Annotated in this window: 8 protein-coding genes and 1 pseudogene; all 9 read left to right on the forward strand. The window is 70.5% G+C overall.

Features of this window, described 5'->3' with window-relative positions; translation table 11 throughout:
* Nucleotides 1-338: 338 nt before the first annotated feature.
* The 9 genes and pseudogenes from O0S08_RS37110 (at nucleotide 339) to O0S08_RS37145 (ending at nucleotide 14,156) form a co-directional block, all read left to right on the forward strand.
* The gene (locus O0S08_RS37110; RefSeq protein ID WP_269034199.1) at nucleotides 339-1,076 is read left to right on the forward strand and encodes a Crp/Fnr family transcriptional regulator; all 738 of its coding nucleotides are present in this window, start codon (nucleotides 339-341) and stop codon (nucleotides 1,074-1,076) included.
* A 235-nt stretch (nucleotides 1,077-1,311) separates the two neighbouring features.
* On the forward strand, nucleotides 1,312-1,656 hold the full coding sequence (locus tag O0S08_RS37115; RefSeq protein WP_269034200.1) for a hypothetical protein: 345 nt from the start codon (nucleotides 1,312-1,314) through the stop codon (nucleotides 1,654-1,656).
* A gap of 609 nt (nucleotides 1,657-2,265) precedes the next feature.
* On the forward strand, nucleotides 2,266-5,223 hold the full coding sequence (locus O0S08_RS37120) for a hypothetical protein (protein ID WP_269034201.1): 2,958 nt from the start codon (nucleotides 2,266-2,268) through the stop codon (nucleotides 5,221-5,223).
* A 68-nt stretch (nucleotides 5,224-5,291) separates the two neighbouring features.
* Nucleotides 5,292-5,525, forward strand: a pseudogene (locus O0S08_RS51420) (transposase); the annotation flags it as partial.
* 43 nt (nucleotides 5,526-5,568) lie between these two features.
* Nucleotides 5,569-6,528, forward strand: a complete 960-nt coding sequence (locus tag O0S08_RS37125) for an IS5 family transposase (protein ID WP_269034202.1) — start codon at nucleotides 5,569-5,571, stop codon at nucleotides 6,526-6,528.
* 75 nt (nucleotides 6,529-6,603) lie between these two features.
* Nucleotides 6,604-7,371 (forward strand): Crp/Fnr family transcriptional regulator, encoded by a 768-nt coding sequence (locus O0S08_RS37130; RefSeq protein ID WP_269034203.1) that lies wholly within the window; start codon nucleotides 6,604-6,606, stop codon nucleotides 7,369-7,371.
* The gene (locus O0S08_RS37135; RefSeq protein WP_269034204.1) at nucleotides 7,372-7,911 is read left to right on the forward strand and encodes a hypothetical protein; all 540 of its coding nucleotides are present in this window, start codon (nucleotides 7,372-7,374) and stop codon (nucleotides 7,909-7,911) included. It abuts the gene before it with no gap.
* A 36-nt stretch (nucleotides 7,912-7,947) separates the two neighbouring features.
* Nucleotides 7,948-13,830 carry an FG-GAP-like repeat-containing protein gene (locus O0S08_RS37140; RefSeq protein ID WP_269034205.1) on the forward strand — a complete coding sequence of 1,961 codons (5,883 nt, stop codon included), beginning with the start codon at nucleotides 7,948-7,950 and terminating at the stop codon, nucleotides 13,828-13,830.
* Nucleotides 13,827-14,156, forward strand: coding sequence for a DUF7668 domain-containing protein (locus O0S08_RS37145; RefSeq protein WP_269034206.1), 330 nt, complete (start codon nucleotides 13,827-13,829; stop codon nucleotides 14,154-14,156). The genes O0S08_RS37140 and O0S08_RS37145 overlap by 4 nt, the downstream gene beginning before the upstream one ends.
* The last annotated feature ends 263 nt before the right edge of the window (nucleotides 14,157-14,419 follow it).

Genomic DNA, 14,419 nt, shown 5'->3' on the forward strand with positions numbered 1-14,419 from the left:
ACCTCCGAACCAGGACGAACATGAGCTCGCGGTCACGATCTATGAAGTTCGGCGCCGGAAGTCGGGCTTCTACATGAACCGCACGCGTGTGTGGTACGTGGATGCGACCGGCGCCCAGTGGCTGCTGAGCGCGCCGGACGTCCCTCTCGTCCTCCAGCCTATCCAGGAGGACTTGCCTCGAGACGCTGAGCCTGTGGGCCGCTCCGCTGTCCGTCTGGTGTCGCGAGAGCTCGCGGCGCTGGTCGACCGGCACCTGTGCTCACGCCGACTGATGTGGCCCCCAGGTCCCGGCCCCACGGGTGGATCCAACTGACAGCCTGCATGTGGAGATGGGGCTCATGCACGCCAAACCCGTCCACGACTTTTTTCGTCGGCTAGCGATTGGGGTATTGCCGCCATCGAGCCTGGCGTTCCTCGTCGAAGCCGCCGATACCCGCCAGCATCCCCCCGGGAGCGTCATTCACTCGCCCGGCGATCCCGCCGAGCACGTCTACCTCATCCACGCGGGTCGCATCGCGCTCGGCCGTCGCGCGAGCCCGCATCGGGTGATCACCATCGATATCCGCCGATCAGGCGACGTCGTCGGCGAGGGCTGTCTCTGGACGGCGACGAACTGGGAAGACGACGCCGTGGTGGTCGCTCCTGCCCTGGTGACAGCGTTCGCTCGCGCCTGCTTTCGGTTGTTCCTCGACGATCACCCGGGCGTCGAGCGAGCGCTGATGGAGCAGGCCATCGCGCACCGGGATGCCGCCCTGCGTCGCACTTTCTCGGTCTTGAACCGCAGCGTCCGTGCTCGTCTCGCCGCGGTGTTGCTGGATATGGGCGAGCAGCAGGGGTGTCGCTCGCAGCATCGCGCGGTGCGGCTGCGCCAGCGCGAGCTCGCGGCGCTTGTCGGCGCGACGCGAGAGACGATCGCCGTGGAGCTGCAGCGCCTCGAGCGCGATGGTTTCATCGTACGACGCGGCGAGGTCATCGCCCTCCTCGACCTTGAGGGATTGCAAGCCTGCGCATGCGACGCTGAGCCGCAGCCCGCCCCGCGAGCTCGCCGTTCCCAAGCAGGTGGAGGGAGCCGATGAGTCGGTGCGGCGCCACGTTACCGGCGGGGCTGTACGCCTGCGGCAGCCGCATCTTCTACGTGGCCACCGATGGCGCCGCCTATCTCCTGCGGGGCACTCGTGGTCATGGTCTGTGGCCTGTGTCGGGCCCGCCCGCATCAAGCCAGCGGATGGATCGCAGCGAGCCCGAGCTCGAGCGCCTCATCGCTTTTGCCGAGTCGGGTGCCAAGAAACCACCCATGCCGGAGGCTTCGTGATGTTCGACGATTCGGTGCCAGTGCCGGCGACCTTGGAGGCCCACAGGGGGCGCGGCAACTACCGCGGCGCGTTCGCCTCCCGCGCGGACCTGGGCAACATCCTGCGTCCCGCGCTCCAGGTGAGCGCCGGGCTTTCGCGAGAGGCGCGCGTCGAGATCGTCGACACGTTGCGGGTGCGCTCGGAGATCTGGGTCGTCGAGCATCTCGGCCTGGTTCACGTGTTCGGGGCCCCTGACAGCCTCGCCGACCAGATTATCGCACGGGAGCGGCCCGATCTCACCGGCGAGGACGAGGCCCCGGGCGCGTCGACCCTCTTCTTCAGCCTGGAGGCGCGCGCCTCCTGATCTACCTCGCGCCCGCGCCGGGCGCCCGACGACGGCTGCCGCCGCCGAGTTTGTTCGCTCGATCGCGCCGCTTCAGGCGTCACGGGAAAGGTGTGTCATGAGTAAGCGTTACCTCCGGGGAGCCGCATGGGCTCTCTCTTGTCTTCTCGCCTGTCATACGGATGTTGCCCACGCACCGGGCACGTCGTCGGACACGACATTCGACATTCTCCAGCCCGCGACCACCAGGCCGCCCGGCAAGGTGTGCTTGCTCGACGCGGACTGCGGCGCGGGCCGCTACTGCGAGCTCCGGGTGTGCGTCGACGGCTGCCTCGATGATGACGCCTGCGACGGGGGCACATGCGATGCGCACGGACGTTGCATCGGCGACGAGGAGGCGCCGCTCGCCCTCTCCGCGGTGCCCGTGCTGGCGACCCGCACGACGATCGTCCGTCCTGGGGATCCCGCGGCGACCACCGTCCTCCGCAATGACGGCCAGCACCCTCTCACGTACCGTCTCGCGGCCGGGAGTCCGGCCCTGACGTTCGACCCGGGGCCCGCCGTGCTCGGAGCCGACGAGGAGGTCGAGTTGTCGCTCTCGACTGGGCCCAGATCTCGCCCGATGATCGCATGCTCCCGGTCCAGATCGTCGCTGGAGGTGGCACGCTCCTGTGGTCGATTGAAGTGGAGGGCCTGCCGCAGCCCGGCTACTTCGAGGGGGCGCTGCAGCACGAGGCGGGCGACGTCGGCCTGGGTAGCGCCGCGCTGGCGCTGGAGCTCGATTTCAGGGACGACGGAACGATCGCGGGCCGTGTCCGCGGTGACGCGAGCCCCTTGTGGCCCTTGCCGGTCGTCGTCACGGGGACGTGGACCGCGGGGGGCGACGTCGTGGTCGTACTGCGGGATCGGCTCCCCGCCGAGGACTGGCGACACAGTCCCATCGCCCGCGAGCTCGGCCGTGAATTTGTCCTGAGCGGCAAGCACACGGCGGACCAGATCGCGGGCTCGGTCCACGAGACCCTCACGGGCATGCGCCCCGCGCCTGTCGAGCTCGAGGGCTCGTTCGTGCTGCGGCGTCGCGGACCCCTCGGCGGCCTCGTGCTCCCGGCGGCCTATGTCCCCGAGGATGCGACCGCGCCCGCCTGGCTCGCGCCACCGAGCCTTGACTTCGAGGCCTGCGCGCTGCTCGGCAAGTCGTTCGGCACCGATCAGACCCTGGTCGAGCCGAGCGCCGCCTGCAGCGCCTGCGCCACCGGCGGCTGCCCGGCCGCCGACCGGATCGAGTGCGCCGGGGCGCTCCGCGAGGCGACGTTCAACATCGACGCAGTCCTCGCCCCGCTGCAGGGGGGCCAGGACGTGAGCCCGCCCGCTGGCAGCGACACCTGGACCGACTGCACGGCGGAGACGCCCAACTATGGGGACGATGGCCGAACCTGCCTCGACATCGACGGGATGCGCTGCGCCCACGCGCTCTTCCGGACCGGCGCTGCGCAGACCCCCGGGCCCTGGGGCGAAGCCTTCTCCCACATGGCCGCGACGTTCTCAGCGGACGAGGGGCGAGCGGCCACGCTGCTCGCGCTTGAGACGGAGGTCGACGTCGCGTTGTCGTTCAAGGACTCCCTCGGGGAGCCCGTCGCGGACGCGCTCGCGCGAGAGCAGAAGCTGCTCGCGTCGAGCCGCACGCGCCTCGCGGCCGCGCTGGCGCCGACGCTGGCGCCGGTCTACCCGAGCAGCCTCGAGTGGCTCGCCGACAACGCGGATTACGACTCCCTGGCACGCGCGCGCACAATCCCGCTCGAGCTGCTGGCCCAGTACGCCCGGGCGACTGCCGCGTGGGCCCGGCTCGGCCATCGCGCCGGTCAAGATGCTGCCGATCTCCGCGCGGCCGTTCGCCTGGGGATGATCGCCATGCATGCGGCGAGCGCCGAGCTGGCGGAGCGCCTCGCCGACGAGGCGAACGCGGCTCCGGGGCTTCAGGCGCTCGGCAGCGTGCTCGATACGCTCGCCGGCGCGTACGCGGAGCTCGCCGAAGGCGGGAGCCGGTTCGGCTACCCGGCGGCGTATGTGCCGCTCGCCCTGGATCAGGCAGACATCACCGAAGGTCGGACCAACTTCGAGGCGGTTAGAGAGCTGGCGACAGGGGACCTCGAGCTGCTCGAGCAGATCACGGCGGAGGCCTGGCAGGCGATCCGCGACTACGAGACCAAGTCCCACGGCCTCGCGGCCACCGCGTTGCGCATCCAGGACGAGTACGGCAGCAAGCTCCGCGGCTACTGCGGCAGCCTTCCCGGCGAAAATGCCCCGAATCTGGCGACCTGCGGGGATCACGGCGGCCAGATCGCGGAGCTGCGGGCGAACATCGAGGCGACGACGCTGCGCATCAACCACGCCGCACAGGCCGTGCAGAACAACCTCGATGCGGTCGAGGTCGAGGAGCAGCGGTTCGCGGCGGAGCTCGCGGCGCACGAGGAGCTCGAGCAGGCGGTCGCCGACGCCCAGGGGAAGATCATCAACGTCGTCACCTACTACGGCACGGCGCGGTCGGCCGCCGAGCAGGCCGCGGCGATCGCCGAATGCACCCGCGTGCGCGCCAGCGCGAACGCGGAGTACCAGTCCCTCATCGCCGGGTGCAAGCAACAGACGCAGCAGGCGCTGCTCTCCGGGCCCGGCGTCTTCGGCTTCTCGACGCCCGACTGGCGGGGTCTGGTGCTGGCAAGAGACCAGTGCGAGGCCCAGAAGGCGGCGCACGTCGCCGCGACGGACAACCAGTGCGAGAGCATCATGGCCAACGCCGAACTCGCGGGCGAGATGGACGAGCTCAGCCGCAACGAGGATCTCGAGCTGCGCATGATCAACGCCGAGATGGACGCCATCATCCGCGCCGGCGAGCTCAACGTCCGCCGCGCCGAGTCGGAGGCGCGCGTCAAGAACCTGCGCTCCGAGGCGCTGCTCCTGCAGATCGAAGTGAAGGAAGCCGAGCTCGCGCGGGACACCGCGATGACGGCGATGTCGAGCGCGTTCCAGGAGGTGGGCGCGCTGCTCATCGATCAGGCGAACGCGGTCGGTCTACTTGTGGACGACAGCCCCGACAACCCGCTCAAGCGTCCGAACTTCCTCGCGGCGCGCCTCGCCGCGGCCGGCCGCGTCCTGCCGGCGCGCGAGCAGACCATGCGCCGGGTCTACCTGGCACTCCGGGCGCTCGAGTACCACCTCAACCAGGAGTTCCCGACGCTCCGCGGCTCGCTCGCCGCTGCGCGAGCGCCCGCGGACTTCGTCGACATCCTCGCGTGCCTGGACACGATCGCGGAGGACTATCGGCTCGAGCAGGGCGCTCCCCAGGCGTACGTCACGGAGGTCAGCCTGCGCGCCGACATCTTCGGCATGACCTCCGACATCCCGGACGTCGACGGTTCACCGGCCACCCCGGCCGAGCAGTTCGCGGCGCTCCTCGCGGATCCGCTGCACCGCGCGCCGGACGGCTCGGTCCACCTGCCGTTCACGCTCAGCGCCTTCGAGCACGCGCTGTTCTCGGCGTCGCTCTGCGACGACCGCCTCGAGCAGGTCGAGGTGAAGCTCATCGGCGACTAGGCCATGTCCGAAATCCCGAAAACGCCAGTTTCTTGGAGACATCGGGATTTCTTGATCTGGTCGGGGACATGACGCCCCGCGTTCCCCGCCACCAGCTCACGGACGACCAGTGGAACCTGATCGCGGACCTGTTTCCGACTCGCAACTGCAAGACGGGACGGCGCGCGAGAGATCGCCGGACGATCCTGAACGCCATCTTTTGGGTGCTCCGCACAGGAGCGCCGTGGCGTGATCTTCCGATCGAGTTCGGTCCATGGTCGACTGCGTGGGACTTCTTCAACAAGTGGAACCAAGACAGGACGTTCGACGAGGTGCTGCGACGACTCCGCAGCTGCGTGGTTTCGCATGACGACCCCCCCGCCGAGCTCTGGTGCATCGACGGCACGTCGATCCGCGCGGCTCGCTGCAGCAGCGGCGGGGGGAAAATCGACGAACCCAGAAGAACCGAAGGATCACGCGCTGGGGCGCTCCCGGGGTGGCTGGGGCACGAAGATCCACATCCTGTGTGACGCACACGGACACCCCCTCCACTTCCATCTCAGCGCCGGCCAGATCCACGACCAGACGATGGTCGACACCTTGCTCTGCGGCGCCGATGAGACTCTGCACGACGAACACGGGACACCGATGGCTTGGCCCGTCGCGCTCGCCGGCGACAAGGGTTACCGAGCGAACTGGGTCGACCAGTACCTGTTGGAGCTCGGCATCAAGCCCATAATCCCGAGTAAGGAGAACGAGGACCGCTCCCTTCGGCCTGTCGCATTCGACAAGGCCGCGTACCGGCGTCGAAGCATCATCGAGTGCCTCATCGGCTGGCTCAAGGAGTCACGCCGGATCGCTACCCGGTTCGAGAAGAAAGCCATCAACTTCGGCGCGATGGTTAAACTGGCGTTTATCCACCGCTACCTGCGCCTGCGTGCTTCATGCGCGATTTCGGACATGGCCTACCTCGGCGACGCCGAGGCTGAGGTCATGCTCACCCGCCAGGGGCTCGCCGGCGTTCGCCGCTGTGACGGCGTCGAGCTGCCCGACTGGGACGCGTATGTCCCGTATAGCTTCGAGCGCGACGAGCTCGTGATCCAGGCGGGCGTGAACGACTGGGGCACGGCCGGCGCGAACTGGGGGTTCGCGGCGTGGCCGGTCCACGGGGAGCAGTGGACGCTCACGATCCCCGCCGCGGACCGAGCGCCGGCGAACCGCGACCTCGACATCCGCCGCATCAGCGACGTCGTCCTGCGCCTCCGCCACCGCGCCGGCACGCTCGCCCCGCACGGGCAAGGGCTGTTCACCCCGAGCTGCGGCTGAAGTTCCCTCGCGGCCGTTGCCCGCACGCATCTTCCCCCCTCCCGTGCGGGCAGCGGCCTTCCTTTTCGTTCCTGCATGAAAGGTCAGGTCCGCGTGTCTACAGATCGGCACTTCGAGCTCCTTCAGTCGCATCCCATCCTCGCAGGGATCGGAGAGGGCCAGCTTCAAGCCCTCGCGGAGCGAGGGTACCTCGGGTCGGCTCGGCGCCAGCACGTCCTGTATCTCACCGGGGACGTCGCCAGTCAGGTGTTTCTCGTCCACGAGGGCCGCGTCAACGAGCTTCACGTCGACGGGGGCGGTGGCGCGGTCGGCCTCGCCCATCATCACCGCGGGGACCTTCTCGGCGAGGAATGCTGCTGGGCACCGCGGACGCGCGACACAATGGCGCTCGCCGCGACCCCGGTGGTCTACTCCGAGTTGCCGCGGGACGACTTCCGCCGCTTGCTCGACGCTCACGTCGGCCTGGAACGGACCCTCTATGCCCGGCTGATCGAGCGCCAGGCTTGTTCTGCCGGGCGGCTGTGCTCCGCGCTCACGAAGAGCGCCAGGTCGAAGGTCGCCGCGGTCCTCCTCGAATTTGCGGCGCACGGCATCGCCACGGAGGAGGGGTGCCGGCTCCCGTGGCGCCTCCCCCAGCAGGAGATCGCCGCGTTCGCGGGCATGACGCGCGAGACCGCCGCGCTCGAGCTTCGGCAACTGGAAGCGAAGGGCCTCGTCCGCCGCGAGGGCCGCTTCCTCGTGCTGGTCAGCCCGGAACGCCTGGCGGTCATAGCGAGGTCGGTTCGCGTCCAGCCGGACAGTCGAGTCCGGCCGAGCGAGGAGCACTCATCCTACTTCGCGTGAGTGCCTGGCCTTAAGTTCATCAAGGGATTCACGATGCCCGCGAACCATTCATTTCTCGCCCCGATTGTGGCGCTCGCGCTCCTCCTCGTCTCGACACCCGCCGAGGGCGGGAGTCCGCGAACGGCCTCGGCCGCCGCGAGCATGAGGGCTCGTTATGCTGCGCTCGAGGAGCAGTACGGCGCCGCCTATGCCGAGGACGACGGCGTGGGCCTGCGCAGGGTCGGCATCGCATTGACCGCCCTCGGCGGCGGGGCGCTCGCCATCGGGATTCCGTTCCTCGCGGTCGGCCTCGGCCGGGACGACCTCCCGGTGGCCGATGTTCTCCTCGGCGCGGCCAACTATCTCGTCGTGCCCGGCGTCGTTTCGACAGCGGTCGGCATTCCGCTGCTGGTGAAGGGCACGCGCAGGCGCGACCGCTATCGCCAGTGGCTCGACGAGCAGGATCGTCAGCGCCACCTCACCCGCACGCCGCCGCGACTCGCTCCGCTGCTGCGCCCCAGCCGAGGCGGCCTGTTTCTCGGGCTCGATCTGCGCTTCTAACCGCGGCTCCACGTCGCCGCTCTCGAAAGGACCGTCATGCGTGCATCGCTGTCTTCCCTCATCGGCGTGCTGGCGCTCGGCGCCTGGCTCGCCCCGACGCTCGTCCATGCCGACACCAGCGCGACGCTAGCGACCGCGATCAATCTCCCCAAGGGTCCAGCGACCATCGAGGGGCACGGCCAAGGGTACGACGTGAGCGCGGCGAGCGGGCTCCCGTCGATTCGCTACGCGCTCGAAGTGCCCCCGGGGCGAGCCGGCCTCGATCCCCAACTCGCGCTCCAGTACGATGCGGGCAGCGGCGCAGGTCCGGTCGGCCTCGGCTGGTCGTTGGAGCAGCCCGCTGTCGAGCGCTCCCTCCACGGGGGACTCCCACGCTACGACGGCACCGACCGCTGGAAGCTCCGCGGCCTCGGCGGTGGCGAGGACCTCGTCGAGGTCGAGGATGGCATCTACCGCGAACGCATCGAGCAGGGCGCGCCGGTGGTCGTCCGCGCGCTGGCGGGAGGCGCCATGTCGGCCGTCACGACGGACGGGACGGGCTACCTCTTCGGGCTCGAGCCCGAGGCCCGCCTCGAGGAGAACGGCAACGTCTATCGCCTCGAGCTCTCCGCCGTCACCGATCCCCATGGCAACCGCCTCGACTTCCAGTACGTCCGCCCCGAAGGGTCCCTGCCGCTCCTGGCCGCGATTCGCTACAACGATGGCCGCGCCGCCGTGCGGTTCGAGTACGAGGCGCGCCCCGACATCGTCCGCTCGCGCGCCCCCGGTTTCGCGACGGAGCTGCGGCACCGCCTGCGCACGATCGCCACCGAGTTCGACGGCGCCGTCGTGCGGACCACGACCCTCGAGTACTCGAGTGACGCGTGGAGGCCCTCCAGCAGCTTGACCACGATCCGCACCGTCGCCAGCGACGGGGCCGCGCTCCCGTCCTGGCGCCTCGACTACACGGGGGCCGCCGAGGAGGCGCGCGTCGCGGTGTTCGCCGGGGCGCCGGCGCTCGATCCGACCGCCGATGGCCGGGCGTGGGTCGACATCGACGGCGACGCGCTCCCCGATCTCCTCGACGCGTCGCCGGGCGCGTGGCGCTATCGCAAGGGGCGAGGCGACTCGCTCGCGGCGACCTGGACGGATATCCCCTCGCCGGCGCTCGCGCTCACGAAGTCCGCGCGCTTCGCCGACCTCACCGGCGACGGCATCGAGGACTTGCTCGCGCAACCCAACGCCGGGGAGGTGTGGGCGTACACGACGAAGACCGGCGCGCCCTTCGGCGAGGTCACGCCGATCACGCTCGACGTTAGCTTCGAGCTCGCCGATCCGCGGGTCGCCGTCGTCGACCTCAACCTCGACGGTCGCATCGACGTCCTGCGGCACGAAGACGCGGACGGCTGGATCTGGCTGCGCCACCGTGACCAGCCGGGCTACCTCGCGGCCGAAGCGGTGGCGCCGCCGCCCGCCGGCATGCGCCTCGGCGACCCGGGCGTGCAGCTCGCAGACATGGACGGCGACCGGATCCCCGAGCTCGTCAGGGTGATGCAGAGCGAGAGCCGCGTCCTCGTCGCCGGCGGCGAGGGGCGGGGCCTCTTCGCCGACCCGGTGGAGTTCGCGGGCGTGCCGGCGATGATCGAGCAAGAGCGCTGGGAGCTCTCCGACGTGAACGGCGACGGCGCCGCGGACCTCGTCCGTCTCGGCGCCGCCCTCGAGGTCCACGTCAACCAGCTCGACGGGCGCTTCGCCCACGCGCTCACCGCGACCTGGCCCGAGGTACAGGCCGACGAGGTCCTCGTCCTGAGCGACGTGGACGCGAACGGGACGATCGAGGTGCTCCGGATCGATACGGACGGCTCCGATCCCTGGCGCGTGTGGTCGATCGGGGCTCGTCCGGGTCTGCTCGTGGGCGTGCAGACGGCGCTCAGCTACTCGCACGCGTTCAGTTACACGACCGCCGCCGCCCTTGCGCTCGCCGACGCCGACGCCGGCGAGGGGTGGGCCTTCACGCCGCCGACGGCGACGCCGGTGCTTGCCGAGTCGCGCGAGGCCGACGCGCACACGCCCTGGACGCGGGCGGCGGCGCACCACGTGCGGGACGGCTGGTACGATCCGGCGCGCGGCGAGTTCCGCGGCTTCGCGGAGCTGCGGACCGAGCGCCCCGGCGACGCCTTCACCGAGGCCGCGACCGAGATTCAGCGCTACGACCTCGGCCAGGGCGACGAGGCGCGCAAGCTCCAGCTCGTGGCCAGCGAGACGCGGAGCCCCCGCGGCGTGCTCGTCCGCGACGAGCACGAACTCGAGGTCGACGCGCTCGCGCCAGGCGTCCGGGCCGTGCGTCGGCGCGCCACGGACACCTACCACGTTGAGGCTGGGCCGGAGGCCGCCGCAGTGCGGACGCGGACCGAGTGGGACCACGACGCGTGGGGCAACGTGCTCGAGGAGCGCGCGCTCGGCCGCGTCGACCGAATGACCGGCATCGACATCCCCGGCGACGAGCGAATCACCACACACACCTATGCGGTTGCGGCGTCGGCCGACGCGCCGCGCGACCGCATCGCCGAGACCGTGATCGCCGACGCGGACGGCACCCAGGTCAGTGCCACGCGCACGCATTACGACGGCCCGGAGGAGCGCGGCCTGCCGCTCGGCCATCTCGGCGCGCAAGGCGTCGTCCGCCGCGTGGAGACCTGGCTCGCGAGCGACACCTGGATCCCGACCCTGCGCCAGCGCGTCGACGTTCACGGCAACGTCACCCGGATCCGCGACGGTGAGGACGGCACCCTCGAGCGCCGCTACGACGTGGACGGCCTGTACCCGATCGAGGAGCGTCTCCTGCTCGAGGGCGGAGAGGCTCTTACGACGCGCGCCGCATGGGACCCGGCGATCGGCCACCCCACGCAGGTCGTGGCGCAGAACGGCGCCGCGCGCTCGTTCGAGTACGACCGCCTCGGCCGCTTGGTCGCGGATGTCGAGCACGGCGACTCCGCGGAGCTGCCGACCCGCCGCTATCGCTACTTCCTCGCCGGCGACGCCGGCGCGCCGGCGGTCGTCACCGAGCTGCGCAAGCACAGCGGCGCGCCCGAAATCGAGACGAGCATTCAACACATCGACGGCCTGGGCCGCTCGCTCGCGCGGGTGACTTCCGATGACGCCGGTGTCGCCGCGATCGTCGGGGAGGCCATTGTCTACACCGCCGAGGGCGAGATCGCCGAGCGGTTCATGCCGCACGCGGCGCCCGCCTCCAGCCTCACCCCGGGGCAGCCGCCGACGCCAGCGTCCGACTGGCCGCGAGTACGTCACGCTTACGACGCGCTCGGCCGCATCACGCACACCCGAGACGCGGACGGCCGCGACACGGTCACGACCTACGGCCCGCTGCGGAGCGAGCATCGAGAGCACGAAGATCTCCACCCCGAACCGCCATACGCCGACACCCCGGAGCTCCGGCTGCAAGACGGGCTCGGACGCACCACGACGCTCGAGTCCCATCTGGTCGATCGGATCATTCGCGACCGCTACAACTTCGACGCCGCCGGGCGCGTCGCCTCGCACACCGATCCCGCCGGCCACGAGAGCCGCTACACCTACGACGGCGCGGGCCGCCTCGCGGCGATCGACAGTCCCGACGCCGGCCACATCGTCCAGCGCTACGACGACGCGGGCCGCCTGATCGAACGCGTCACCGCCACCGGCGCCCGCGTGCGGTGGTCCCATGATCGCGCCGGCCGGCTCGTACACGAGCTCGCGCTCACCCCCGCGGGCACGACGGCCCGCGAATCGACTCGCACCTACGACGGCCCCGGCCCCTGGGACCGCGGCTATCTGAGCCGCGTCGACGACGACGCCGGCCACCTCGAGATCGGCCACGACGCCCGCGGCAACGTCAACCTCCAGGCGCGTCGCTTCACTGCGCAGGCCGGTGCGGTCACGCTGACGGCGCGAACCGTTTTCGACGCTCAGAACCGGCCGCTGCGCGAGGAGTACCCGGACGGCAGCGGCTTCCAGCGCCAGTACACCGCGCGCGGCCTCGAGGAGCCGCTCGCCGGCTGGGTCGACGGCGCCGCGCTCGACGCCGCGGGGCGGTGGACCCGGATCGACCTGGCCAACGGCGTCACGCGCACCCGCGAGCTCGACCACGCCGGTCGCCAGCTCGGCGAGCGCGTCGTCACCGACGTCGCCACGCTCCGCGCGCTCACCCACGCGTACGACGCCGCGGGTCTTCTCGGCGAGACGCGTGACCTCGTCGGTCCGACGCCGCACAGCCCCTCGCTCGACGCGCGGTACCAGTACGACGACCAGCACCGCCTGGTGCGCGCCGAGGAGGCCGGCGAGGTCCAGGTATTCGCATACACCGACGACGGCAACCTCTCGAGCTTCGCCGGCTCGGAGTTCACCTACGACCGAGTGCATCCGCATGCCGTCGCCGACGCGCACGGCCAGCACCTCACCTACGACGACGCCGGGCGGCTGACGCGAGTCGCGGGGGACGGCCCGCTCTCCCCCGGCACTTGGCGCTGGGACCCCCACGACCACCTCGCGTCGTTCGTCGCCGCGGACGGGCGGCGCACCGAGCACGTCTACGACCACGCGGGTCGGGAGGCGATCCGCCGCGAGTACACCGCCGCCGGCGCGCTGGCCCACGAGACGCTTTATTTGACCCCCGCGGTCGAGGTCCGCGACGGCCGCATCGTCCGGTGGATCACCTGGGGCGGCGAGCGCATCGCCGAGGCCCCGGCGAAGCTCCCCCGCGGCGGATACCGGCCCGCGGCCGCAGCGTTGCTCGTCGCATTCGTCCTGTTCGCCCTCGGCGTCGCCCGCTCGCGGCCCCAGCTCATGCGCCTCGCCGCCGTGCTCGCGCTCGGCCTCGGCGCGCAAAGCTGCCGGCACGAGCCCGGCGCCGCGTCGCTCCTCCCGGACACGCAGACGCGGTGGCACGTGTCTGACCGCCTCGGGAGCGCCGCGCTGGTCCTGGACCACCACGGCGAGGTCGTCGCCCGCGACGCGAGCACCGCCTACGGCATGCCCCACACTGCGTGGCGCGAGGGACAGGCCGCCGGCCCGACCTACCGCTTCACCGACAAGGAAGACCTCGCGCTCGCCGGCGCGGTCACGGTCGGCGCGCGTCACTACCTCCCGGCGCTCGGCCGCTGGGCCACGCCGGACCCGCGGTTCCTGTACGAGCCCGCCGCCGACCTCGACAACGCCGGCGAGCGCAACCTCTACCGCTACGCGGCCAACAACCCGGTCGCCAATGTCGACCCGGACGGCCACAGCTTCTGGTCGAAGCTCGCCAAGGCCGGCCGCTCGATCGCCAAGGGGGGCAACGGCCTCGACGCCTTTATGGGCATCGTCGACGACGCCTGGACCGTCGTGAACCCGGCGTCCTCGTGGGTCGATCGCGGGGTCGCCCTGGTCTCGCTGGCCTCCGAAGCGCTGCCCGTCAGCGCCGGCGACGCGAAGGACGTCTACCGCTACGTCCGCGGCGCCGACAACGTGGCCGACGCCGCCAAGCGCGTCGAGCGCCGCGACTACTCCGAGGCGGCCAAGGCCATCGAAAAGTACACGGGGCCGAAGCTCGGGACCTACCGTGAACTGCGATCGCCTGGCGTTCCGGGCACCGAAGCCCACCACATCATCCAGAACAAGTCCGTCGAGAACCTCCCGGGGTATAGCCGGTCGCAGGCCCCCGCTATCGTCCTTGAGGGAGGCGCGCACCTCCCCGGCTCGCCGCACCACAGGGCAACGACGGTGCAGCGTGAGGCAGGCGGCGGCACGTATGCGTCGGAGCGCCGGATCGGCTACAAGGCGCTGCGCAAGGCGGGTCTCACCCCTCAGCAAGCTCGCCAAGCGATCGAGCAGGCGGATCAGTACTTCGGTTCGCTGGGCGTGACCCCGACAACGCGAACCAACATCCCGAAGAACCGAAAATGACCGACACTTCCCTCCGCAATCTCACTCGCGAGATCATCCAGCAGATCGCGGACCGCGACCTGGACCGGATCCGTCTTGAACCCGGCAGCGACAGAGAGGACTTCAAACTCGCCCTTCGAGAGTATCCGGCCACTTTCGTGGCGATCCCCGAGCATGGCCTTGACGAGATGGATGCGTTCAAACCCACCTCGGGCTATGTTTCGTGGTGCGTCGAACTGCCCCTATGGACTAAGGAGGAAGGGCGCAGCGATATGTGGCTGTTCCTGAACGTTCGCGAGGAGGGGGGCCACCTGGTCGGCTATGTCCGGGGTGTACGCGTTCCTTGAGTCGAACACCAGGTTCTGGGTCGAGCATCGCTCCTGTCCATAAAGACAGCCCATCGCATAAGCGGCATGCATGTGGATCTCGCCCTGATGCCTTCGAGTCCTAATCTGTCCATAAAGACAGTTCCCGGTGTACGCGGCATACATGTACCGTCGTTCATCCGCCAGTCGGGAGCGCACCCTTGGCGTTCTGTTGTTGCTCAGGGCCCGCACTTGTCGTCAGGCGCCCGCACGCGCCGATGACGGCCTCCCGCGCGGTCGACACG

The sequence above is a fragment of the Nannocystis punicea genome (assembly GCF_026965555.1).
Taxonomy (GTDB): domain Bacteria; phylum Myxococcota_A; class Polyangia; order Nannocystales; family Nannocystaceae; genus Nannocystis; species Nannocystis punicea.